Origin of the sequence: Nocardioides faecalis, assembly GCF_018388425.1 — a bacterium.
Classification (GTDB): Bacteria; Actinomycetota; Actinomycetes; order Propionibacteriales; family Nocardioidaceae; genus Nocardioides; species Nocardioides faecalis.
In genome coordinates this window covers 3,013,049-3,035,736 of the sequence record NZ_CP074406.1, presented here as the reverse complement: position 1 = coordinate 3,035,736, position 22,688 = coordinate 3,013,049, and the positions used below count along the sequence as shown (strand labels likewise).

Genomic DNA, 22,688 nt, shown 5'->3' with positions numbered 1-22,688 from the left:
ACGGTGGATGCAGCACTGAACCTGATCGACTCCGTCGTGGGCAAGTACGACGCGGAGCTCGTCGACCTTCGCCGTGACCTGCACAGCCACCCGGAGCTGGCCTGGCGGGAGAGCCGCACCCTCAACGTGGTCCAGGCGCACCTGGAGCGATGCGGCTGGCGCGTGGTGCGCACCCCGCGCAGTGGCATCGTGGCGGACCTCGGCACCGCGGGCCCGCTGGTGGCGCTGCGCGCCGACGTCGACGCCCTGCCGATCGAGGACCTGACCGAGGACCCGTGGCGCAGCCAGGTGCCCGGCGTGGCCCACGCCTGTGGTCACGACGTGCACACCGCGGCCCTTGTCGGCGCCGCGCACGCGCTGGGCGCCGCGCACGAGCAGGACCTGCTGCCCGGACGGGTGCGGCTGCTGTTCCAGCCGGCCGAGGAGGTCATGCCCGGCGGCGCCAGGCACCTGATCAACCACGGCGCGCTCGACGGCGTCGAGCGGATCTTCGCGCTGCACTGCGAGCCGTCGGTGGACGTGGGTGCGGTCGGCCTGCGGGTCGGGCCGATCACGAGCGCGGCCGACCGGATCGACGTACGGCTGGAGGGGCAGGGCGGGCACACCTCCCGCCCGCACCTGACCGGCGACCTGACCTTCGCGCTGGCCAAGATCACCAGCGAGCTGCCGGCGGTGCTGAGCCGCCGGATGGACCCCCGCGCCGGGGTGAGCGTGGTGTGGGGGATGCTGCGGGCGGGCGCCGCGGCCAACGTGATCCCCGACCGCGGCATCGCCAGCGGCACGGTGCGGATCCTGGACGCCAAGGCGTGGGCGTCGTGCCAGGCGGTCGTGCGCGAGGCCGTGATGGACATCGTGCGGCCCTACGGGGTCACCGCCAACGTGGACTACCTCCAAGGCGTGCCGCCGGTGGTCAACGACGCCGCGAGCGTGGCGATGCTGGCCGGGGTCGCCGACGAGCTGCTCGGCCCGCACCACCGCACCGAGGTCGGCCAGAGCCTCGGCGGGGAGGACTTCGGCTGGTACCTGGAGCAGGTGCCGGGCGCGATGTTCCGCCTCGGCACCCGCACCGCGGGCGGCCCGCGCTACGACCTGCACCAGGGCGACTTCGCCGTGGACGAGCAGGCGATCGGCCACGGCGCGCGGATGATGGCCGGCGTCGCGGTGCGCGCCCTCACCCGCTGACCTCCCGCTCATCGCCCGCGGTCCCCGCGGCTGGGCCCGGAGCCGTCCGCAGAAAGCGCCGGACCCCGGGCCGCGACGAGCGACCCGGGGTCCTGGTGAGCGCGGAGCGGCCTCAGGCCTTCCGGTAGGGCTTGCCGGTCGCGGCGGGGGCGCGGGAGGCACCGACCAGCCCGGCGACGGCGACGATGGTGACGACGTACGGCAGCATCAGCATGAACTGGCTGGGCACCGGCGAGCCGATCACCGAGAGCACCCCGGACAGGTTCGTCGCGAACCCGAACAACAGCGCCGCCAACGTGGCCCGGATCGGGTCCCAGCGGCCGAAGATGACGGCGGCCAGGGCGATGTACCCGGCGCCGTCGGTCATCTCCTGGCCGAACTGCGGGACCGACACCAGGGTGTAGGTGGCACCGCCGGCGCCGGCGATCAGGCCCGCGATCAGCATGGTGGTGTAGCGGGTCCGGTTGACCTTGATGCCGACGGTGTCGGCGGCCTTCGGGTGCTCGCCGACGGCTCGCACGCGCAGGCCCCAGCGGGTGCGGTACAGGGCCCACGCCACGACGGCGACCGCGACGTACATCAGGTAGACCAGGATCGTCTGGCGGAACAGCACGGGACCGATCACCGGGATGTCGCCGAGCACCGGGATCGAGATCCGGGAGAAGTGCGGCGGCGAGTTGAGGCCCTCGGGGTTGTCGGTCATCAGCTGGCCGAAGAGGAAGCTGGTCACGCCGATCACCAGCACGTTGAGCACCACGCCGACGATGACCTGGTCGACGAAGTAGCTGATCGCGAAGAAGCTGAGGATGATCGCGACGATCGCGCCGGCCACCATCGCCGCGACCAGGCCGCCCCAGGCGCTGCCGGCCATGGTGGCGAACATCGCCGCGGCGAAGGCGCCGAACAGCAGCTGGCCGTCGATGGCGATGTTGACCACGCCGGCCCGCTCGCCCAGCACGCCGCCGAGCGCACCGAAGACCAGCGGCACGGCCAGCGCGATGGAGCCGGCGAGCAGGCCGATCACCGGCACGGTACCGCCGGCGGCCGCCCAGGCCAGGAAGCCGACCATGCCCAGCACGCCGAACAGCGCGACCAGCCACAGCGGCGTACGACGCCCGCGCGCGGTGGCGAGCGCGGACAGTGCCGTGATGGCCAGCAGCAGCACCAGGACCACCCACACGGTGCCGCCGGACGGCACGACGACCTCGGGCAGCTCGAACAGGTCCGCGGCGGTGGCCAGGCGGAACGTGGTGTCGCCGGGGCGCTCCTTGAACACGGCCAGCCAGGCGACCAGCAAGGAGACGACGCCGAGCGCGATCGGTGTCTTGAGCAGCGTCCGCGGCGGCAGCGTGGAGACGGTCTCCAGGGGCTCGTCGGTGGGGACGGGGGCGGTCGTGGTGCTCACGCGTTCGCCTCCTTCGGCAGTCGGAACAGCGCTCGCACCAGCGGGGGAGCGGCGATGAACAGGACGATGAGGGACTGGATGACCAGCACGATCTCGACCGGGATGCCCTCGGCGGCGGCCATCGAGAAGCCACCGGCCTTCAGCGCGCCGAAGAGCAGGCCGGCGGCGAGGATGCCCAGCGGCCGGGAGCGGCCGAGCAGGGCGACGGTGATGGCGTCGAAGCCGATGCCGGCGTCGAGGTCGACCGTCACGCCGCTGGTCGCGGTGCCCAGGACCTGGTTCACCCCGGCCAGGCCGACCAGGGCGCCGGCGATCAGCATGACGGTGACGTAGGTGCGGCCGACGTTGATGCCTGCGGTGCGTGCGGCGTCCGGGTTCTCCCCGACGGCACGGAACCGGAAGCCCATCGCGGACTTGTTCAGCAGCCACCACGTGAAGACCACCGCGATGAGCGCGAGGAGGAAGCCGGCGTGCAGGTTGAACTTGTCGCCGAGCAGCCGGGGCAGGATGACCGACTCCGGCATCGCCTCCGACTTCGGGTTCCCCGAGCCGGGTGCCTGCAGCCAGCCCTGGCGGGTGAGCGCGTAGAACACCAAGTAGTAGCCGACGTAGTTGAGCATGATCGTCACGATCACCTCGTGCGCGCCGCTGCGCGCCTTGAGGAACCCGGCGATCCCGGCCCACAGGGCGCCCGCGGCGATCCCGGCGAGCACCGCCAGCGGCAGGTGCAGGCCCTTGGGCAGCTCGAAGCTGACCGCGACCCACCCGGCGGCGGCACCGGCGAGCAGCATCTGGCCGCGGCCACCGATGTTGAACAGCCCGGCGCGGAACGCCAGGCCGACGCCGAGGCCGGCGAGGATCAGCGGACCGGAGTACTTCAGGGTCTCGGACAACGGCCGGATCCGGGCCTCGAAGCCCTCGACGTTGGTGTTGTAGATCGATCCCTGGAACAGCGCGCTGTAGGCGTCGGTGATCGCGTAGCGCACCGCCCAGAGGAAGTCGTTGGGGCGCGCGGTCAGGTAGCCGGCGGACTCCCGCACGTCCTCGTCGGTCAGCAGGATCATCAGCGAGCCGACCACGACGGCCAGCAGCACCGACAACAGCGCGACCATGGCGTTGCCCATGGCGATCTCGCGCATCGCGCGGCGCCACCGGTCGGCGTCGGTACGGCGCCCCTTGCCGCCGTCCGCGCCACCGTCCGCGCCGCCGGGCTCCTGGCCGGTGTCCTTCTCGGTGCCCTCCGGCATCTTGTTGCTGTCCTCCCCGATCACGCGACGATTCCTTCCGGCCGCTCGCCGGCCATCATCAGGCCGAGCACCTCACGAGGGGTGTCGGCCGGGACGATCCCGACGATCCTGCCGCGGTAGAGCACCATGATCCGGTCCGACAGGGCGGCGATCTCGTCCAGCTCGGTGGAGACCACCAGGACCGGCACCCCGGCGTCGCGGGTCACGATCACCTGCTTGTGGATGAACTCGATGGACCCGACGTCGACACCGCGGGTGGGCTGGGCGGCCACGAGCAGCCGCAGGTCCCGGGAGAGCTCGCGGGCCACGACCACCTTCTGCTGGTTGCCGCCGGAGAGCTGGCCTGCGGTGGCGTGGATGCCGGCCGCGCGGACGTCGTACTCCACGAGCTTCTCGCTCGCGAAACGCTCCAGGACCTTGCGGTGCACCGTGCCGAAGCGCACGAACGGCGCGCGGTAGCTGCGGTTGAGCATCAGGTTCTCGGCCAGGGTGAAGTCGGCGACGAGGCCGTCGACCTGGCGGTCCTCGGGGATGAAGCCGACACCGGCGTCGAGGATCTTGCGCACCGAGCGACCGACGAGCTGCTTGCCGTCGAGCTCGATGGAGCCGCGCACGTGGTGCTGCAGGCCGAGCAGCGCCTCGGTGAGCTCGGTCTGCCCGTTGCCCTGCACCCCGGCGACGCCGAGCACCTCGCCGGCGGCGATGGAGAAGCTGATCCCGTCGACGTGGATGTGCCCGGTCTCGTCGAGGACCTGCAGGTCCTTGACGACCAGGGCGTCCGGCCCGGGCTCGGCCGGCCGCTTCTGCACGGTCAGCTCGACCGGGCGGCCCACCATGAGCGCGGCGAGCTCGGCGTTGGTCGCCGTCGGGCTGGCCTCGCCGACGACGGCGCCGCGGCGGATCACGGTGATCCGGTCGGCGATCTCGCGGACCTCGCGCAGCTTGTGGCTGATGAAGACGATGGAGGTGCCCGACTCCTTGAGCTGGCGCATGATCGCCATCAGCTCGTCGGTCTCCTGCGGGGTGAGCACCGCGGTCGGCTCGTCGAAGACGAGGACGCGGGCGTCGCGGGAGAGGGCCTTGATGATCTCGACGCGCTGCTGCACGCCGACCGGCAGCGTCTCGACGACGCGGTCCGGGTCGACGTGGAAGCCGAACCGGGCGGAGATCTCACGCACCCGCTCCCGGGCGGCCTCGAGGTCGAGGCTGCCGGCGAAACCGGTGGACTCGTGGCCGAGCATCACGTTCTCGGCGACGGTGAAGACCGGGATCAGCATGAAGTGCTGGTGCACCATCCCGATGCCGGCGGCCATCGCGTCCCCGGGACCTTCGAAGTGCTGGGGCACACCGTCGAGCAGGATCTCGCCCTCGTCGGCGGTGTAGAGGCCGTAGAGCACGTTCATCAGCGTCGACTTGCCGGCGCCGTTCTCGCCGAGCAGCGCATGGATCTCACCCTCCTTCACGGTGAGGGAGATCTGGTCGTTGGCGACCAGGGAGCCGAAGCGCTTGGTGATGCCCCGGAGTTCGAGCGTCATGGAGTTGATCCTGTCCCAGCAGCGGAGGAGTGACCAGTGTCAGAAAAGGGTGGGGGAGGCCGGCCCGTGGCCGACCTCCCCCGGACGCGAAGATTGTGCGTCAGTTCTTCTTCAGGTACGAAGTCACCGGGATGGTGCCGTCGACGATCTTCGCCTTCACGTCGTCGAGCTCGGCAGCCAGGCTGTCGGAGATCTTGGACTCGAAGTTGTGGAACGGCGCGAGGCCGACCCCGTCGTTCTCGAGGGTGCCGACGTAGGACTCGGCGTCGAACTTGTCCTCACCGGCGGCCAGGACGGCCTCCTTGGTGGAGATCTTCATGTTCTTCAGGATCGAGGTGAGCACCACGTCCTTGGTGTTCGGGTCGGTCTCGAAGAAGTCGGCGTCGACGCCCACGAGGGCGACGTCCTTGCCGGAGTCGGCGATGGCCGTCAGCGCACCCTGGTAGATCGGGCCACCGACCGGCAGGATCACGTCGGCGTCGGCCTCGAGGATCTGCTTGGCGGTGTTCGTCGCCTTCTCGTTGGCGTCGAAGCCGCCGGTGAAGACGCCCTTGTCGTTGCCCTGCCAGCCGACGACCTTGACGTTCTTCCCCTTCACCTTGTTGTAGTACTCCACGCCCTGCTTGAAGCCGTCCATGAAGATGGTCACGGTCGGGAAGGGCTGGCCGCCGAAGGTGCCCACGACGCCGGTCTTGGAGTAGTCCGCCGCGGCGTAGCCGGCCAGGAACGCGGCCTGCGCGGTGTCGTACAGGATCGGCTTGATGTTGTCGGCGTCCTTCTTGCCGTCGAAGTCGTTGTCCGCGGCGTCGTCGATCAGGATGTACTCGATCTCCGGGTTCTCCTTGGCCGACTTCACGGTGGCCGCGGAGAGCGCGAAGCCGACGGTCACGATCGTGTCGCAGCCCTGGGCCACGAAGTTCTCGAGCGCACCGGCGTAGTCGTTCTCGTTCTTGGACTCGAACTCCTTGAACTCGGAGTTGAGCTCCTCGGCGGCCTCCTTGACACCCTCGTAGCTGAGCTGGTTGAACGACTTGTCGTTGAAGCCGCCGGCGTCGGACAGGACGCAGGGGAGGAAGTCGTTCTTCTTCGCGCTGCCCCCCTTGCCCTCGTCCGGGGCGTCGCCGCAGGCCGCGAGCGCCGCGCTCGCCATCAGTGCGACTGCAGCCGCAGCCGTCGTCCGCTTCCAGGTCTTCACAGGTGTCCTCCAGGTCTGCCCCGCCCGTGGCGGAGCCGGATGTCAAGGGTGCCGAGACACCGTGCATCTTCGCCCACCCGGGCGCGGGCCGGTAGCAGGCTTGGCAAAACGGTTACCAAGTTGCGACCTTCGTCTCGTTGCCCGGCGCCGGTCGTCAGGGGTCTAGATTGGCGCGATGGTCGACTGGGACTCCCTGCAAGCCGCGGCCCGCGACGTCGCGGCCCGCGCCTACGCCCCCTACTCCGGCTACCGTGTCGGCGCTGCCGCGCTCGCCGACGACGGCCGGCTGCTCGTCGGCTGCAACGTCGAGAACGCCGGGTACGGCGTCACGCTGTGCGCCGAGTGCGGACTGGTCTCCTCGCTGCACGCCACGGGTGGCGGTCGGCTCACGCACTTCGTGTGCGTCAACGGCGAGGGCGAGGTGATCATGCCCTGCGGACGCTGCCGCCAGCTGCTGTGGGAGGCCGGCGGTGCGGCCCTGCAGGTGCTCACCCCGAAGGGCGTGCTGGGCATGGAGGAGGTGCTGCCGCAGGCGTTCGGGCCCCAGGACCTGGAAGCGGTCGCGGAGGCGGGCGGCGCGTAGGGTGCCTGGCATGCGGGCAGGGAAGCACGACGTCATCGAGGTCATCCACGCCAAGCGGGACGGCGGGGTGCTCAGCACCAGCCAGATCGACTGGGTGATCGACGCCTACACCCGCGGTGACGTCGCCGACGAGCAGATGGCGGCGCTGGCGATGGCGATCCTGCTCAACGGCATGGACCGGCGCGAGATCGCCGACTGGACCGCGGCGATGATCGCCTCGGGCGAGCGGATGGACTTCTCCTCGCTGACCCGTCCCACCGCCGACAAGCACTCCACCGGCGGCGTCGGCGACAAGATCACCCTGCCGCTCGCGCCGCTCGTCGCGGCCTGCGGCGTCGCCGTGCCGCAGCTCTCCGGGCGCGGGCTGGGCCACACCGGCGGCACGCTCGACAAGCTCGAGGCCGTCCCCGGCTGGCGCGCGCAGCTGTCCAACGACGAGATGCTCGCCCAGCTGGACTCCCTCGGCGCGGTCATCTGCGCCGCCGGCGACGGCCTGGCGCCCGCCGACAAGAAGCTCTACGCACTGCGCGACGTCACCGGCACCGTGGAGGCGATCCCGCTGATCGCCTCCTCGATCATGAGCAAGAAGATCGCCGAGGGCACCGGTGCGCTGGTGCTCGACGTCAAGGTCGGCTCGGGGGCGTTCATGAAGTCCCTCGACGACGCCCGCGAGCTCGCCGAGGTGATGGTCGCCCTGGGCAAGGACGCCGGCGTCGCCACGGTCGCGCTGCTCACCGACATGGAGACCCCGCTCGGGCGCACCGCAGGCAACGCGATCGAGGTCGCCGAGTCCGTCGAGGTGCTCGCCGGAGGCGGGCCCGCCGACGTCGTCGAGCTCACCGTCGCCCTGGCCCGCGAGATGCTCGCCGCCGCCGGCCGCGACGACATCGACCCCGCCGACAAGCTCGCCGACGGCTCCGCCATGGACGTGTGGCGCGCGATGATCTCCGCCCAGGGCGGAGACCCCGACGCGCCGCTGCCCGTGGCGAAGGAGAGCCACGTCGTGACGGCCACCGCCGACGGCGTGCTCACCCGCCTCGACGCGATGGCGGTGGGCATGACCGCTTGGCGCCTCGGTGCCGGCCGGGCCCGCAAGGAGGACCCGGTGCAGGCCGGCGCCGGTGTGGTCTGGCACGCCCGCCCCGGTGACACGGTGCGCGCCGGCGAGCCGCTGTTCACCCTGCACACCGACACCCCCGAGCGCTTCGACCGCGCCCTCGCCACGCTCGAGGACGGCTACGACGTCGCCGCCCCCGGGACGTCGTACGACGCGCGGCCGCTGATCATCGACCGCCTCGCCTGACGCCGAATCCCCCCTGGTGGTCCGCCGAATCGCCTCCTGTGGTCCGGCGAATCGACGGTGGTGGTCGGGCGAATCGGCTCCTGTGGTCCGGCGAATCGACGGTGGTGGTCGGGCGAATCGGCTCCTGTGGTCCGGTGAGTCGACCCTGACGGTGCCGCGGTGGTCCGCCCCACCCGTGTCGTGAGGGCACGGTCGGCGTCCACAGGTGCCGGGTGGGGGACCAGCGTCCACAGCCCGCTCCACCAGCGCGGGTGCTCACCGCGGCGTGCGGCGAGGCTCCGGTCATGTCGTCCTCCCGCTCACAAGCCACCGCCCCGCCTGCCCTGCCCAGCACCCCGGTCACTGCCGGGCACCTGCGCGAGCTCGGCATCACCAGGAGCACTCTGCGCCGCATGGTGCGTGAGGGCGTCGTACGGCACGTCACCCGTGACGTGTACGTCGCCGCCGACCTCGAGGACAGCGTCGAGCTGCGCTGCCGGGCGATCGCGCGCGTCGTCCGCCCGCACCAGGTGGTCTGCGACCGCACCGCGGCGTGGCTGTGGGGCGTCGACGCCTTCGCGTACGGCGAGCTCGACGACCCGCCGATCGAGACGGCGGCGCTGCGCGGCAGCACCCCGTGCCGGCGCGCGGCCGTCCAGGGGCACACGCGCGACCTGTCCCCGGACGACGTCTGCACCGTCGCCGGGGTCCGGCTCACCACACCCCTGCGCACCGCGCTCGACCTCGGCTGCACGCTCCACCGACGCGAGGCCCTGGCCGCGCTGGACGCGTTCCGCCGCCTGCACGGCCTGTCGCTCGGGCTGTTGAGCACGGCGTGCACCCGGTACGCCCGACGCCGCGGCGTCGTCCAGCTCCGCGAGCTGATCGCGTTGTCCGACCCGCTCGCGGAGTCTGCACGCGAGTCGTGGACGCGGCTGGCGATCCTCGACGCCGGCCTGCCGGCGCCCGAGCTCCAGGTGTGGGTCCACGTGGACGGGGTGCCGCGCTACCGGCTCGACCTCGCCTACCGGCGACGCCGCGTGGCGATCGAGTACGACGGCTGGGAGGCCCACCACCGCGACCCCGAGCAGCGTGAGCACGACGACGAGCGCCGTCGGTGGCTGCGCGAGCAGGGGTGGACCGTCGTCGTGGTGCGTGCCGGCGACTTCACCGGCGCGGGGCTCGATCGATGGCTGGCCGCGCTGCGCGAGGCGCTGGGCACGTCGTACTCCTCCAGGCGGAGGCTGGAGCGCGGCCGCAGCGTCGCGTGAGGGACGTACCAGATGACTCGGTGGACCACGACAGACGATTCGACGGACCACCACGGGCGATTCGGCAGGCCACGACAGGTGATTCGGCGGACCACAAGGGGTGATTCGGCCGACCACCACGGGTGATTCGGCCGACCACCACGGGTGATTCGGCGCGTGCGGCGCCGAGGCCCGAGACCGGCGTCCGGTAAGAAAGGGGCATGTCGACGACGAGCACGCCGAGCCCGGAGGACCTCCGGACGGCCCCCAAGGTCCTGCTGCACGACCACCTGGACGGAGGGCTGCGTCCGGCCACGATCGTGGAGCTCGCCGCGGGCGTCGGTCACGCGCTGCCCGAGACGAACGCCGAGTCCCTGGCCGCGTGGTTCGCCGAGGCCGCGGACTCGGGCTCGCTGGAGCGCTACCTGGAGACGTTCGCCCACACGGTCGGGGTGATGCAGACCGCGGAGGCGATCACCCGGGTGGCACGGGAGTGCGTGGAGGACCTGGCCGCGGACGGTGTCGTGTACGCCGAGGTCCGCTACGCCCCCGAGCTGCACGTCGAGGGCGGGCTCGACCTCGAGGAGGTCGTCGCCGCGGTGCAGCAGGGCTTCGCGGAGGGCATGGCCGCCGCGGGCGGCCGGATCGAGGTGCGGCACCTGCTGACCGCGATGCGTCAGGCCGCCCGGGCGATGGAGATCGCCGAGCTGGCCACCGCGTGGCGCGACAAGGGAGTGGTCGGCTTCGACATCGCCGGCCCGGAGGCCGGCTACCCGCCCACCCGCTTCCTCGACGCCTTCGAGTACCTGCAGCGCGAGAACGCACATTTCACGATCCACGCCGGTGAGGGCTTCGGCCTGCCCTCGATCTGGGAGGCCGTGCAGTGGTGCGGCGCGGACCGCCTGGGCCACGGGGTGCGGATCGTCGACGACATCGAGGTCGACGCCTCCGGCACGCCGCGCCTGGGTCGGCTGGCCAGCTACGTGCGCGACAAGCGCATCCCGCTGGAGATGTGTCCGTCCTCGAACATCCAGACCGGTGCCGCCCCGTCGTTCGCCGAGCACCCGATCGGGCTGCTGGCCTCGCTGCGCTTCCGGGTCACCGTCAACACCGACAACCGGTTGATGAGCCGTACGACGCTGAGCAACGAGTTCGCGATCCTGGCCGAGACGTTCGGCTACGGCTGGGCGGAGATGGAGTGGCTGACGGTGAACGCGATGAAGTCCGCGTTCATCCCCTACGACGAGCGCTACCGGCTGATCACCGAGACCATCAAGCCCTGGTACGCCGCCCGGATGGACCACGACGCCCGCTGATGGGCGCCCCACGGGGCGGCACTGCCCGGCGCGCCACGCCGGTGCCGGTGCCGGTGCCTGTGATCCGTCAGATGACGAACCACAGGTGCGTCCAGCCGGCGACGCCGACGCGGTGCCCGCGCCAGTTCTCCGCCGGCACCCGCACCAGCCGGCCGTGCGCCGGGTCGAACACGCAGATCCCGTCGGGCTCCGCGGCGACGGCGACGACCACGTGCCGAGGCAGCCACCGGTTGCCGAGATAGACGAGCACGGGCCGGTCCTGCAGCTGCGCGCGCAGCACCTCGTACGCGATCGCGGGACGGGGGCGCGCAGAGACCGTGGCCAGGTGGCGGCCGGTGAGCACGCGCAGCGCGTTCGCCACCGCCCACGGGGGAGTGCCGAGCCTCCGCGGCCACGGCGCCTGCCAGCGGTCGCGCGGGCTGCGCGAGGAGGTGAGCATCCGGTGCTCGTCGAGGATCTCCTCGGCCGCGCCGTCGGGGTCAGGGCGCCAGCCGGTGAGCAGCGCACGCGCGGCGAGGACGGAGGCCGCGCCGCAGCTGCGCGCGTCAGGTTGGCGCAGGAGCGCGGGATCGAGGTCAGCCGGCCAGCGCATGGTCGTCCTCCGGGCCGCCCAGCTCGGTGAAGGCCTGCTCACCGGTGGCGACCCGGCACCCGGCGGCGGTCGCACGCCGCACCACCCGGCGCTGCGCACGGGCCAGGGCGAGCCCGCGCCGCACCAGCACCAACGGCGGCTTGCGGTGCTCGCGCAGGTCGCGGGCCAGCCGCCGCCAGAACGTGAGGAGGGGATGCTGGGTGATGCAGTACGCCGCCTCGAGCAGCCCCTCGCGCCGGCACTGCTCGACGACCTCGGCGGCGAAGATGCCCTCGGCGCAGAACCGGGTGGCGCCGCGCAGGTCGAGGTGCTGGGTCCCGGTCGCGCGGCTCTCGGAGATCGAGTAGACCGGCAGGTCGGCGACGCCGGTGCGGCACAGGGAGCGCAGCGCGGCCACCGCGTCGTCGCGGCGCCAGGTGGCCGGGTCGTCCCAGTCGACGATGCCCGCGTTGGGGCCCTCGGCGATCAGCGGCAGACCGGGCTCGTCGGCGTCGCGGTAGAAGTCGTCCAGACGCAGGGTGGGCCAGCCGTGGGCGCGGTGCAGGCGTTCGGCGAGCCGGGACTTGCCCGCGCCGGAGGGGCCGGCCAGGACGATCACCCGAGCGGTCATGGCCGGTCAGTCTGCCGCATCCGGGCCCGCCGGGCCGAGTCGCGGGCACGACGGCGTGCTCACAGCAGGCCCTGCGCCTTGAGCATCAGGTAGTGGTCGGCCAGCGCCGGGGGCAGCGCGTCGGCGTCCGCGTCGACGACGTCGACGCCGAGGCGGCCGAGCACCTCGCCCATCCGGCGGCGCCGGTCCAGCTCGTGCTCGGCGGCCGCGGCGGCGTGCACCTCCTCGATGCCCGCATCGTGCTCGGCCACCTCGGCGAGGCGGCTCAGGTCGGGGTCGCGCACCGAGGCGAGGACGACGCGGTGGTGCCGGGTCAGCACCGGCAGCACGGGCAGCAGGCCCTCGGCGACGGCGGAGGGCTCGAGCGCCGTCAGCAGCACGACGAGCGCCCGCTGCCGGCCCAGGCCCTGCACGGCACCGGCGAGGGCGTCCCAGTCCGCCTCGGCCAGCACGGGCTCCAGCCCGGCCATCTGCTCCTGCATCCGGGCGGCGACGTCGCGGCTGCCGTGCAGCCGCTGCAGCGCCCGGACCCGGCGGTCGCCCGCCACCAGGTCGACCCGGTCCCCAGCCCGGGAGGCGAGCGCAGCGAGCAGCAGCGCAGCGTCCATCGCCGCATCCAGGCGCGGCATGCCGTCGGTCTCGTCCGCACCGGCCACCCGGGCGACGCGGCCCGCGGAGGTCCGGGAGGTGTCCAGCACAAGCACCACGCGGCGGTCCCGCTCCGGCTGCCAGGTCCGCACCACGACCTGGGGGGTGCGCGCCGAGGCCCGCCAGTCGATCGAGCGGACGTCGTCGCCCCGCACGTACTCGCGCAGCGAGTCGAACTCCGTGCCGGCGCCGCGCACGCGCACGGCCGCCCGGCCGTCGAGCTCGCGCAGCCGCGCCAGCCGGGAGGGCAGGTGCTTGCGGGAGTCGAAGGGCGGCAGCGCGCGCACGGTGCCGGGGACGTCGTACGTGCGCTGGCGGGCGGCCAGGCCGAGCGGTCCCCAGGTGCGCACGGTGACGCCGGCCGCGGCCAGGTCGCCGCGGCGCCGCGGCAGCAGCGGGGTCCTCAGCCGGGCCACGTCACCGGCGCGCAGGTGCAGCCGGTGCCGGTTGTCGTGGGCCCCGGCGGAGGGCTGCCAGGCGTCGCGGACCTGCAGGTGCACGGTCCGTCGGGTGTCGTTGCGCAGCACCAGACCGGCCTGGGCCGGGTCGCCGAGGCGCACCGTGCCGGGCTCGCGACGGGTGAGGCCGACCGCGGCCGGCGAGGGGGCGAGCAGCAGGTCGAGACCGGTCAGCACCGCCACGCCCAGCACCCACAGCAGCACGGTGCTCGGGCTCGGGCGCAGCAGGACGCCGACCAGCCCGAGGGCCAGCAGCAGCGGCACCCGCCCGGAGATCACCACGTCGCAGACTCCCTCACCGATCCGGTCCCGGTCTCAGCGGGGGACCGGGACGGAGGCGAGCGCCGAGGCCAGCACCTGGGAGACGTCGACCCCCTCGAGCTCGGCCTCGGGGCGCAGCCCGAGCCGGTGCACGAGCGTGGCGTGCGCGAGCGCCTTGACGTCGTCGGGGGTGACGAAGTCGCGGCCCGAGAGCCACGCCCAGGCCCGGGCGGCGCGCAGCAGCGCGGTCGCCCCGCGCGGGCTCACCCCCAGCGACAGCGACGGCGAGGTCCGCGTGGCGCGGGCGATGTCGACGATGTACGCCGACACCTCCGGCGAGACCTGCACCCGTCGTACGGCGACCTGGGCGGCCTCGATGTCGGCGGCGCTGGCGACCGCCCGCACGCCCGCACCGGCGACGTCGCGCGGGTCGAACCCCTGGGCGTGCCGGGTCAGCACGGTGATCTCGTCCTCGCGCGGCGGCACGGGCAGCACGACCTTGAGCAGGAAGCGGTCCAGCTGGGCCTCCGGCAACGGGTAGGTGCCCTCGAACTCCACCGGGTTCTGCGTGGCGGCGACCAGGAACGGCCGCGGCAGCGGCCGGGTGACCCCGTCGGCGGAGACCTGGCCCTCCTCCATCGCCTCCAGCAGCGCGGACTGCGTCTTCGGGGGCGTCCGGTTGATCTCGTCGGCGAGCAGCAGGTTGGTGAAGATGGGGCCCTCGCGGAACGTCAGCTCGCCGCCGCCGGCCTCGATCACCAGCGAGCCGGTGATGTCGCCGGGCATCAGGTCCGGGGTGAACTGCACCCGGCGGGTCTGCACCGACAGGCTCGCTGCGAGCGTGCGCACCAACAGCGTCTTCGCGGTGCCAGGCACGCCCTCCATCAGCACGTGCCCGCCGCACAGCAGCGCCACCAGCAGGCCGGAGACGGCCGCGTCCTGCCCGACCACCGCCTTCGCCACCTCCTGGCGCACCGCGAGCAGCCGCTCGCGCAGCAGCGCGTCGTCGGCGTGCTCCGTCCCGGGAGCGCCGGTCCGCGCGGTGCGGATCGGTGCGGGGGCGCCGGTCGCCGCCCGGGCAGTGGCAGGCGGCGGCGGGTAGGCCGGGGGAGTGTCCTCGGTCGGCACTGCGTCGGTCGGCACTGCGTCGGTCGGCACTGGTGCGTCCTCGTGCGAGGTCATCGGCGTCGTACCTCTCTTCTCCATCGGGTGAGCGACTCGGCGAGCCGGACCAGGTCCCGCTCGCTGGACGGTGGGGTGCTCTCGTCGAGCAGGGCGAGGAGATCGGCGGCGGGACGGCCGACCTCCCGGGCGGCGGCCTCGGCCACGGCGGCGGCGTCCGCGTGCGGGTCGAGACGCAGCCGCTCGGCGAGGTCGGCGCGCGCCGCTCGGCGCAGGATCGCGGCGGAGTGCGCGAGGTCGCCGCTGCGCCGGTAGAGCCGCCCGCGGCTGTGCGCCGTCTCCACCGCGCGTACGACGACGGGCAACGGCTCCGTGCTCAACGGCCCGAGGCGGCGGAACCGCCAACCGATCACGGCCAGCAGCGCGATCGCACCGAGCCAGAGGCCGGGGCCGATCCACTCCGGCAGCAGCGAGGTCAGCGTGGGCGCCTCGGCCGCCGTCGCGTCCGCGGGGTCCGGCACGTACCAGACCAGCCGCTCGGTGCCGCCGAGCAGCCGCAGTCCGATGGCGGCGTTGTCACCGCGCAGCACCTGGTCGTTGCTGAACGCCTCCCCGGCGCCGAACACGCTCACCCGGCCACCCGCGGCGTCCTCACCGCTGTCGTCGCCGTCCCCGTCGCCGGCATCCAGCTCGACGAGCACGGCGCCGTCGGCGGTGATGAAGCAGCGGTCGGCGACGTCGGGACCGGTGAAGGAGGTGTGGGTGTCGACGTCCAGGCGCAGGTCGGCGAGGCTCGGCGCGCAGCCGGTGGCCGACGCCGACCCGGTGCCGCGCCGCGCGCGCAGGTCGAGGGACTCGGTCAGGGCGGGGTCGGGGTCGACGACCACCAGGTGCCCGGGCCTGGCGGCCTCACGGAGCCGGTCGTAGGTGCTCGGTGCCAGCGCCTCGGTGCGCGTGGTCACCACGGTCGTGGCCGCGTCCACCTCGGCCTCGTCGAGAGCATCGGCGGAGCGGACCACGTCCACCTCGACGCCGAGCTCGGCGAGCACCTCGGCGAGCGCCTGGCTGCCCTGGGGGCCGGGGTTGCGGGGGTCCAGGGGGTCCGGCCAGCGCTCGCCGCCGCGGGCGGTCCACAGCGCCGCACCGAGGGCGAGCACGAGGGCCAGCACGATCGGTCCCCACCGGCGCAGCCAACGGCGTACGGCGCCGCCGGAGGGGGTCTGCGAGCCGGTGCCGGTCTGCGTGCCGGCGGTTCCTAGCGCGCTCATCGCGGCACCGCCCCCGCTGGGTCGTCGAGGGCGCCGAAGCGGTCGGGCCGGTGCGCGGCGAGGGTGTCGTCGAGGGCGAGCAGTGCACGCGCCTGGGCCGTGTCGGCCGGGTGGTCGCCGTAGCGGACGGCGTCGAAGAGGTCCGCGCTGTCGCGGATGGCGCGGGCGTGCGTGCCGAACACCGCGGCGAGGGCGGCGGCGAGCTCGTGCGCGGTGGCCTGCGGGATGTCCTCGATCCGGCCGCGTTCGATCTGGCGCACCGCGATCGCCCGGAACGCCTCGACGACCGCCTCGTCGGTGGCGCCGGCGGCGAGCGCCTGCTCCGCCCGGGCCCGCAGCTCGTCGGCGCTCAGCGTCTCGGCCCCCAGCACGGCCGCGGCGCGGGTCCCCGACCGTGCGGCACCACGGGCGCGGCTCACCAGGAGCAGGACGACCGCGACCAGGGCGAGGGCGACGAGCACCGCTACCGCGACGCTGAGCGGCCGGGAGCCGGCGGCGACGTCCACGCCGTCGCCCACCAGCCGCTCCAGCCAGCGCACCAGCCGGTCGAGCACGTCGGTGTCCTGGTACTCCGGCTTCACCAGCTCGCGGCGCAGCTCGTGGCGCGCCTCGTCACCGCTCGGGTCGAGCGGCGGCTCGAGGAGCCCGCGGAGCACGGCGTGCACGGGGGTCATTCTCGGAGCAGCCCTGCCTCGCGCAGCAGCTCCACGTCGAGCGCCTCCTTGCGCATGCGCAGGTCGAGGTACTGCAGCGACGAGACGGCGGAGGCGAACGGAGCCACGAAGGCGTTCTGCAGGACCAGCGCCACGGCCTGGGTGAGCACCAGCAGCAGGAGGGTGTACTGGGGCAGGGCGATGGCTGCGAGCTGGCCGACGAGGGTGACCGGCGTCGTGAGCATCCCGCCCGCGACGCTGCCGATGATGAGGGTCAGCAGCGCGATGCCGAAGGTGCGCCAGAAGTGGCCGCCGCTCAACCGCCACGCCCGTCCGAGCGCCCCCAGGACGCCGACGTCCTCGAGCATCAGCGGCGGCACGGCCAGGTAGGTGAGGCGTAGCCACAGCCAGCAGCACAGGCAGAAGAAGGCAGGCACCGACAGCAGTCCCCACGCCACGACCACCAGCACCTCGCCCAGGACCACCACGAGCACCCAGGCCAGCACGTAGAGCGTCACCAGCGCCGAGAACACGGCGATGATCAGCGCGGTGAGCCCGACCAGGCGCCACCGCTTGCCCCGGGTCGCCGCCCAGGCGCTCGCCAAGTCCATCTGTCGCCCGACGGCGGCCGCGCGGGCCACGTGGGCGACCATGCCGGTTACCAGCACCACGCCGACCTGGGCCAGCGCCAGCGAGAGCAGCAGGGAGCCGTACGCCGCGAGCAGGCTCAGCGTCTCCGCGGTGTCCAGGTTGTCGCCGACCTCACCGGAGGCGTCGACGGCCAGGCCCACGGTGAAGGTGAGCACCGCGGTGACCAGCACCGGGATCAGCATCGCGACGGCGGTCACGATCACCGCGGCGCCCACCGTGGCCCGCGGGTTGAACCGGATGATCCGGAACGCGCCGTCGTAGATCGCGCCGAGGGTGAGCGGGCGCAGCGGGAAGGCGCCGGGCTTGTGCGCAGCGCCCAGCGCCAGCCCGTTCGGTACGACGCCCCGCCCGCCCACCGGGTACGGCGCCCAGCCGCCCGGCGCCGCGACCGGCCCGCCCGGACGTCCGGGACCACCAGCCACACGAGGCACGCCGGGCACGCCGGGCACGCCGGGCACGCCGGGCCCCCCAGGCACGCCAGGCACGCCAGGCACGCCGGGCCCCCCAGGCACACCGGGCACACCGGGAGCCCCGGGGGCGGCGGGTGCACCCGGGGGAGGGAACGAGGCCGGCGCCGGCCACCCGGCCGGCGGGGGAGCCGAGCCGGGGGAGGCCCCGGGGCGATCGTCGGGCGGAGGGGACCCCGGAGGCGGGTAGGACGACGGGCCGTCGGTCATCGGTCTCCCTGGCGCTGCTCGGATGGTCCTGGGGGGCGCTCGCGGAGCGGCTCCGGCGCTGCGCGGGGGCCATCCTGTCACCCCCGTCGGCGCTGCGAGGCCGGCCCCGTAAGGAGGGCCCGCGTCGATTTGTGGGCGGGATGGGAGTCTGCCAAGATGTTCAGGTTGCTCCGGTGGGTTCATCGGGGTGCGCGCCAACTTGACTACTGAATCGTGTCTCCCCGCGGAGGACCGGATCCTGAGGATCCGGTGTGCCGTGAAGAGCGTGCTCGGTCGTCGATGTCAGGTCGCACCGCATGCCACCGAGTCCCCGCAAGGGGGTGAGGGGTGAGATCCGAAGCAGCCAAGACGAACAGCTCCACTTCCCCCGCGGAAGAAGCGTGTGCCTCCAAACAGAGCGACACGCCCGACCTCGGGGGTCGGAGACCGGCCCGGTACGTACGACACAGAAGGACGAGAGAGACCTATGGCGGGACAGAAGATCCGCATCAGGCTCAAGGCCTATGACCACGAGGTGATCGACACCTCGGCGCGCAAGATCGTCGACACGGTGACCCGCACGGGTGCCAAGGTCGCCGGCCCGGTGCCGCTGCCGACCGAGAAGAACGTCTTCTGCGTCATCCGGTCGCCGCACAAGTACAAGGACTCGCGCGAGCACTTCGAGATGCGCACCCACAAGCGCCTCATCGACATCATCGACCCCACGCCGAAGACCGTCGACAGCCTCATGCGCCTCGACCTGCCGGCTGGTGTCGACATCGAGATCAAGCTCTGAGGTTGTTGACATGACTGTTGAACGCAACGTGAAGGGGCTGCTGGGCACCAAGCTCGGCATGACCCAGCTCTGGGACGAGAACAACCGCGTCGTCCCCGTGACCGTGGTCGCGGCCGGCACCAACGTGGTGACCCAGGTCCGCCAGCCTGAGCCGGACGGCTACAACGCCATCCAGATCGGCTTCGGCGAGATCGAGGGCCGCAAGGTCAACAAGCCGCAGGCCGGTCACTTCGCCAAGGCCGGCACCACGCCGCGCCGCCACGTGGTCGAGATCCGCACCGCCGACGCCGCCGAGTACACCGTGGGCCAGGAGCTCCCGGTCGACACGTTCGAGGCCGGCCAGGTCATCGACGTGACCGGCACCAGCAAGGGCAAGGGCTTCGCCGGTGTCATGAAGCGCCACGGCTTCGCCGGTGTCGGCGCCTCGCACGGTGCCCACCGCAACCACCGCAAGCCGGGCTCCATCGGTGCCTGCGCGACGCCTGGTCGCGTGTTCAAGGGCCTGCGGATGGCCGGCCGGATGGGCTCGGACACCGTGACCACCCAGAACATCACCGTCCACGCCGTCGACGTCGAGAAGGGCATCGTCCTGCTCAAGGGCGCCGTTCCCGGCCCCAAGGGTGGACTGGTCGTCCTCCGCACGGCAGCGAAGAAGGGCTGATCACCATGGCCAAGAACGTTTCCGTCGACCTCCCCGCCGACATCTTCGGCGTCGAGCTCAACGTGCCGCTGATCCACCAGGTCGTCGTGGCCCAGCAGGCCGCGGCCCGCCAGGGCACGCACGCCACCAAGACGCGGGCCGAGGTCCGCGGCGGTGGCCGCAAGCCGTACAAGCAGAAGGGCACCGGTCGCGCCCGCCAGGGCTCGACCCGCGCGCCGCAGTTCGCCGGCGGTGGCGTCGTCCACGGCCCGCAGCCGCGTGACTACAGCCAGCGGACCCCCAAGAAGATGAAGGCCGCCGCCCTGCGCGGTGCCCTCTCGGACCGGGCCCGCAACGGCCGCATCCACGTCGTGGACGCGCTGGTCTCCGGCGACAAGCCCTCGACCAAGGCCGCGCTGACCTCGCTCTTCGAGCTCGCCGACCGCCGCAAGTTCCTCGTCGTGCTGGAGCGCGCCGACAGCCTCACCTGGCTCTCGCTGCGCAACGCGCCCGAGGCGCACATCGTGGCCGTCGACCAGCTCAACACCTACGACGTGCTCGCGAGCGACGACGTGGTGTTCAGCAAGGCCGCGTACGACCGCTTCGTCGGTGCGACCCAGGAGGAGACCAACTGATGAGCACCCTGCACAAGGACCACCGCGACATCCTGATCGCGCCGGTCGTCTCGGAGAAGAGCTACAGCCTCCTGGACAACAACAAGTACACGTTCCTGGTGCGCCCCGACGCCAACAAGACCGAGATCAAGATCGCGGTCGAGAAGGTCTTCGGCGTCAAGGTCACCTCGGTGAACACCCTCAACCGGGCGGGCAAGGTCCGCCAGACCCGCCACGGCCTCGGCAAGCGCAAGAACACCAAGCGCGCGATCGTGAGCCTGGCCGAGGGCCACCGCATCGACATCTTCGGAGGTCAGGCCTGATGGCTATCCGCAAGTACAAGCCGACCACCCCGGGCCGTCGCGGCTCGTCGGTGGCCGACTTCGCAGAGATCACCCGGACCACCCCGGAGAAGTCGCTCACCCGTCCGCTGCCCAAGAAGGGCGGCCGCAACAACCAGGGCCGGATCACCACCCGGCACCAGGGCGGCGGCCACAAGCGGGCCTACCGGATCATCGACTTCCGTCGCTACGACAAGGACGGCGTGCCGGCCAAGGTCGCTCACATCGAGTACGACCCCAACCGCACCGCCCGCATCGCGCTGCTGCACTACGCGGACGGCGAGAAGCGCTACATCGTTGCTCCCAAGGACCTGCGCCAGGGCATGAACGTCGAGTCCGGTGTCGGCGCCGACATCAAGCCGGGCAACAACCTGCCGCTGCGCAACATCCCGGTCGGCACGACCATCCACTGCGTGGAGCTCCGCCCCGGCGGCGGCGCCAAGATGGCCCGCTCCGCGGGCAACAGCGCGCAGCTGGTCGCCCGTGAGGGCTCCCGCGCGACGCTGCGTCTGCCCTCGGGCGAGATGCGGTTCGTCGACGTGCGCTGCCGGGCCACGGTGGGCGAGGTCGGCAACGCCGAGCAGTCCAACATCAACTGGGGCAAGGCCGGCCGGATGCGCTGGAAGGGCAAGCGCCCGACCGTCCGCGGTGTCGTCATGAACCCCGTCGACCACCCGCACGGTGGTGGTGAGGGCAAGACGTCCGGTGGTCGCCACCCCGTCTCGCCGTGGGGCAAGCCCGAGGGCCGTACGCGCAAGCGCAAGGCCAGCGACTCCCAGATCATCCGACGCCGCAAGTCCGGCAAGAACAAGCGCTGATAGGAACCTGAGAGATGCCTCGCAGCCTGAAGAAGGGCCCCTTCGTCGACGGCCACCTTCTCAAGAAGGTGGACGCCGAGAACGAGAAGGGCACCCACAACGTCATCAAGACCTGGTCGCGCCGGTCCATGATCATCCCCTCGATGATCGGCCACACGATCGCCGTCCACGACGGCCGCAAGCACGTCCCGGTCTTCATCTCCGACTCGATGGTCGGCCACAAGCTCGGTGAGTTCGCCCCCACGCGTACCTACCGCGGCCACGTCAAGGAAGACCGGAAGGGGCGCCGTCGATGAGCACCACCGAGCGTCAGAGCACCAGCGCGCGCCGGGAGTCGATCCTGGGCGACGAGCCCGGTGCCTTCGCCTCCGCGCGCTTCGTGCGGATCACCCCGATGAAGGCGCGCCGCGTCATCGACCTGGTCCGCGGCCTGCCCGCCGACGAGGCGCTGACCATGCTGGAGTTCGCTCCGCAGTCCGCCGCCGTCACGATCCGCAAGGTGCTCGCGAGCGCCGTCGCGAACGCCGGGACCACCGAGGGCCTGCCCACCGGTGACCTGGTCGTCTCGGTCGCGCGGGTCGACGAGGGCCCGACGATGAAGCGCTGGCGTCCGCGTGCGCAGGGCCGGGCCACCCGGATCAACAAGCGCACCAGCCACATCACGATCGCGGTCCAGCCCGCTGAGGTCGTCGCCGCCAAGTCCAAGAAGGGGGCCAAGAAGTAATGGGTCAGAAGATCAACCCGAACGGCTTCCGTCTCGGCATCTCGACCGACCACAAGTCGCGTTGGTACGCCGACAAGCTGTACAAGGCGTACGTCGGCGAGGACGTCGCGATCCGCAAGCTGCTCAGCAAGGGCATGGAGCGGGCCGGCATCTCCAAGGTCGAGATCGAGCGCACCCGGGACCGGGTCCGCGTCGACATCCACACCGCCCGCCCGGGCATCGTCATCGGCCGCCGCGGCGCCGAGGCGGACCGGATCCGTGGCGAGCTGGAGAAGCTCACCGGCAAGCAGGTCCAGCTGAACATCCTCGAGGTCAAGAACCCCGAGATCGACGCGCAGCTGGTCGCCCAGGGTGTCGCAGAGCAGCTCTCGGGTCGCGTGCAGTTCCGCCGCGCGATGCGCAAGGCCATGCAGACCTCGATGCGCTCCGGTGCCAAGGGCATCCGGATCCAGTGCTCCGGCCGCCTCAACGGCGCCGAGATGTCGCGCACCGAGTTCTACCGCGAGGGCCGCGTCCCGCTGCACACGCTGCGTGCCGACATCGACTACGGCTTCTACGAGGCCCGCACGACCTTCGGCCGCATCGGCGTGAAGGTCTGGATCTACAAGGGTGAGGTCGCCGGCACCCGTGCCGAGCGCCAGGCCCAGGCTGCTGCCCGCGCCGGTGTCCCCGGCCGCGGCGGTCGCCCCTCCCGCGGTGGTGAGCGCCCGACCCGTGGGTCGCGCGGAGACCGCCCGAACCGTTCCGACCGTGGTGGCGACGCCCCCGCCGTGACCGAGGCTCCGGCCGGCGGCGACACGGCTCAGGCCACCGCGCCGGCCGAGACCCAGGAGAGCTGACC

The 22,688-nt window shown here is 72.5% G+C and carries 24 protein-coding genes; 13 read left to right on the top strand and 11 right to left on the bottom strand.

Annotated features, from left to right (window positions below):
• The first annotated feature begins 3 nt into the window (after positions 1 to 3).
• Positions 4 to 1,182, top strand: a complete 1,179-nt coding sequence (locus KG111_RS14325; protein ID WP_249666148.1) for an amidohydrolase — start codon at positions 4 to 6, stop codon at positions 1,180 to 1,182.
• Positions 1,183 to 1,294: 112 nt separating this feature from the next.
• Here KG111_RS14325 and KG111_RS14320 read toward each other — a convergent pair whose 3' ends face one another.
• The 4 genes from KG111_RS14320 to KG111_RS14305 form a co-directional block, all read right to left on the bottom strand.
• Entirely contained in the window at positions 1,295 to 2,587 is a 1,293-nt protein-coding gene (locus tag KG111_RS14320; protein ID WP_249666147.1) for an ABC transporter permease, read from the bottom strand.
• Positions 2,584 to 3,858, bottom strand: coding sequence for an ABC transporter permease (locus KG111_RS14315; protein WP_249666146.1), 1,275 nt, complete (start codon positions 3,856 to 3,858; stop codon positions 2,584 to 2,586). The genes KG111_RS14320 and KG111_RS14315 overlap by 4 nt, the downstream gene beginning before the upstream one ends.
• A complete protein-coding gene (locus KG111_RS14310; protein WP_205290959.1) occupies positions 3,855 to 5,369 on the bottom strand; it encodes an ABC transporter ATP-binding protein in 1,515 nt (504 codons plus the stop codon). The genes KG111_RS14315 and KG111_RS14310 overlap by 4 nt, the downstream gene beginning before the upstream one ends.
• A 100-nt stretch (positions 5,370 to 5,469) precedes the next feature.
• Complete coding sequence (locus KG111_RS14305; protein WP_205290958.1) at positions 5,470 to 6,519, bottom strand: BMP family lipoprotein; 1,050 nt, start codon at positions 6,517 to 6,519, stop codon at positions 5,470 to 5,472.
• A 220-nt stretch (positions 6,520 to 6,739) separates the two neighbouring features.
• Here KG111_RS14305 and KG111_RS14300 point away from each other — a divergent pair, with 220 nt between their 5' ends.
• The 4 genes from KG111_RS14300 to KG111_RS14285 all read left to right on the top strand — a co-directional run bounded on the left by KG111_RS14300 (position 6,740) and on the right by KG111_RS14285 (position 10,995).
• Complete coding sequence (locus tag KG111_RS14300) at positions 6,740 to 7,147, top strand: cytidine deaminase (RefSeq protein WP_205290957.1); 408 nt, start codon at positions 6,740 to 6,742, stop codon at positions 7,145 to 7,147.
• Between the two features lie 10 nt (positions 7,148 to 7,157).
• The gene (locus KG111_RS14295) at positions 7,158 to 8,450 is read left to right on the top strand and encodes a thymidine phosphorylase (RefSeq protein ID WP_205290956.1); all 1,293 of its coding nucleotides are present in this window, start codon (positions 7,158 to 7,160) and stop codon (positions 8,448 to 8,450) included.
• 284 nt (positions 8,451 to 8,734) lie between these two features.
• A complete protein-coding gene (locus KG111_RS14290) occupies positions 8,735 to 9,700 on the top strand; it encodes a type IV toxin-antitoxin system AbiEi family antitoxin (protein ID WP_205290955.1) in 966 nt (321 codons plus the stop codon).
• Positions 9,701 to 9,900: 200 nt separating this feature from the next.
• The gene (locus KG111_RS14285; RefSeq protein ID WP_205290954.1) at positions 9,901 to 10,995 is read left to right on the top strand and encodes an adenosine deaminase; all 1,095 of its coding nucleotides are present in this window, start codon (positions 9,901 to 9,903) and stop codon (positions 10,993 to 10,995) included.
• Between the two features lie 67 nt (positions 10,996 to 11,062).
• Here the strand turns inward: KG111_RS14285 and KG111_RS14280 are convergent, their stop codons facing one another.
• From KG111_RS14280 to KG111_RS14250, 7 genes are read right to left on the bottom strand one after another with little or no spacing between them, the layout of a single operon-like run.
• Positions 11,063 to 11,587, bottom strand: coding sequence for a hypothetical protein (locus tag KG111_RS14280; RefSeq protein WP_205290953.1), 525 nt, complete (start codon positions 11,585 to 11,587; stop codon positions 11,063 to 11,065).
• Positions 11,571 to 12,197 carry an AAA family ATPase gene (locus KG111_RS14275; RefSeq protein WP_205290952.1) on the bottom strand — a complete coding sequence of 209 codons (627 nt, stop codon included), beginning with the start codon at positions 12,195 to 12,197 and terminating at the stop codon, positions 11,571 to 11,573. Before KG111_RS14275 ends, KG111_RS14280 begins: the two co-directional genes overlap by 17 nt.
• 59 nt (positions 12,198 to 12,256) lie before the next feature.
• On the bottom strand, positions 12,257 to 13,585 hold the full coding sequence (locus tag KG111_RS14270; RefSeq protein ID WP_205290951.1) for a DUF58 domain-containing protein: 1,329 nt from the start codon (positions 13,583 to 13,585) through the stop codon (positions 12,257 to 12,259).
• Between the two features lie 33 nt (positions 13,586 to 13,618).
• Positions 13,619 to 14,746, bottom strand: a complete 1,128-nt coding sequence (locus KG111_RS14265) for an AAA family ATPase (protein ID WP_240195545.1) — start codon at positions 14,744 to 14,746, stop codon at positions 13,619 to 13,621.
• Entirely contained in the window at positions 14,743 to 15,954 is a 1,212-nt protein-coding gene (locus tag KG111_RS14260) for a DUF4350 domain-containing protein (RefSeq protein ID WP_205290950.1), read from the bottom strand. The genes KG111_RS14265 and KG111_RS14260 overlap by 4 nt, the downstream gene beginning before the upstream one ends.
• Positions 15,951 to 16,619: a DUF4129 domain-containing protein gene (locus KG111_RS14255; RefSeq protein ID WP_205290949.1), complete on the bottom strand. Its 669-nt coding sequence runs from the start codon at positions 16,617 to 16,619 to the stop codon at positions 15,951 to 15,953. The genes KG111_RS14260 and KG111_RS14255 overlap by 4 nt, the downstream gene beginning before the upstream one ends.
• 5 nt (positions 16,620 to 16,624) lie before the next feature.
• Entirely contained in the window at positions 16,625 to 17,734 is a 1,110-nt protein-coding gene (locus tag KG111_RS14250; protein ID WP_205290948.1) for a hypothetical protein, read from the bottom strand.
• 667 nt (positions 17,735 to 18,401) lie between these two features.
• On the opposite strand from KG111_RS14250, the gene rpsJ reads away from it, so the two are divergent.
• Genes rpsJ through rpsC form a run of 8 tightly spaced genes read left to right on the top strand, consistent with a single transcriptional unit; the run spans position 18,402 to position 22,686 of the window.
• On the top strand, positions 18,402 to 18,710 hold the full coding sequence (gene rpsJ, locus KG111_RS14245; protein WP_007078637.1) for a 30S ribosomal protein S10: 309 nt from the start codon (positions 18,402 to 18,404) through the stop codon (positions 18,708 to 18,710).
• A gap of 10 nt (positions 18,711 to 18,720) precedes the next feature.
• Positions 18,721 to 19,371 carry a 50S ribosomal protein L3 gene (rplC, locus tag KG111_RS14240; protein ID WP_205290947.1) on the top strand — a complete coding sequence of 217 codons (651 nt, stop codon included), beginning with the start codon at positions 18,721 to 18,723 and terminating at the stop codon, positions 19,369 to 19,371.
• Positions 19,372 to 19,376: 5 nt separating this feature from the next.
• Positions 19,377 to 19,985, top strand: a complete 609-nt coding sequence (gene rplD / locus KG111_RS14235; protein ID WP_205290946.1) for a 50S ribosomal protein L4 — start codon at positions 19,377 to 19,379, stop codon at positions 19,983 to 19,985.
• Complete coding sequence (gene rplW, locus KG111_RS14230; protein ID WP_205290945.1) at positions 19,985 to 20,287, top strand: 50S ribosomal protein L23; 303 nt, start codon at positions 19,985 to 19,987, stop codon at positions 20,285 to 20,287. The genes rplD and rplW overlap by 1 nt, the downstream gene beginning before the upstream one ends.
• Entirely contained in the window at positions 20,287 to 21,123 is an 837-nt protein-coding gene (gene rplB, locus KG111_RS14225) for a 50S ribosomal protein L2 (RefSeq protein ID WP_205290944.1), read from the top strand. The genes rplW and rplB overlap by 1 nt, the downstream gene beginning before the upstream one ends.
• Positions 21,124 to 21,137: 14 nt before the next feature.
• The gene (gene rpsS, locus KG111_RS14220; RefSeq protein ID WP_028656347.1) at positions 21,138 to 21,419 is read left to right on the top strand and encodes a 30S ribosomal protein S19; all 282 of its coding nucleotides are present in this window, start codon (positions 21,138 to 21,140) and stop codon (positions 21,417 to 21,419) included.
• Positions 21,416 to 21,847, top strand: a complete 432-nt coding sequence (gene rplV / locus KG111_RS14215) for a 50S ribosomal protein L22 (RefSeq protein WP_205290943.1) — start codon at positions 21,416 to 21,418, stop codon at positions 21,845 to 21,847. Before rpsS ends, rplV begins: the two co-directional genes overlap by 4 nt.
• Entirely contained in the window at positions 21,847 to 22,686 is an 840-nt protein-coding gene (gene rpsC, locus KG111_RS14210) for a 30S ribosomal protein S3 (protein ID WP_205290942.1), read from the top strand. The genes rplV and rpsC overlap by 1 nt, the downstream gene beginning before the upstream one ends.
• The last annotated feature ends 2 nt before the right edge of the window (positions 22,687 to 22,688 follow it).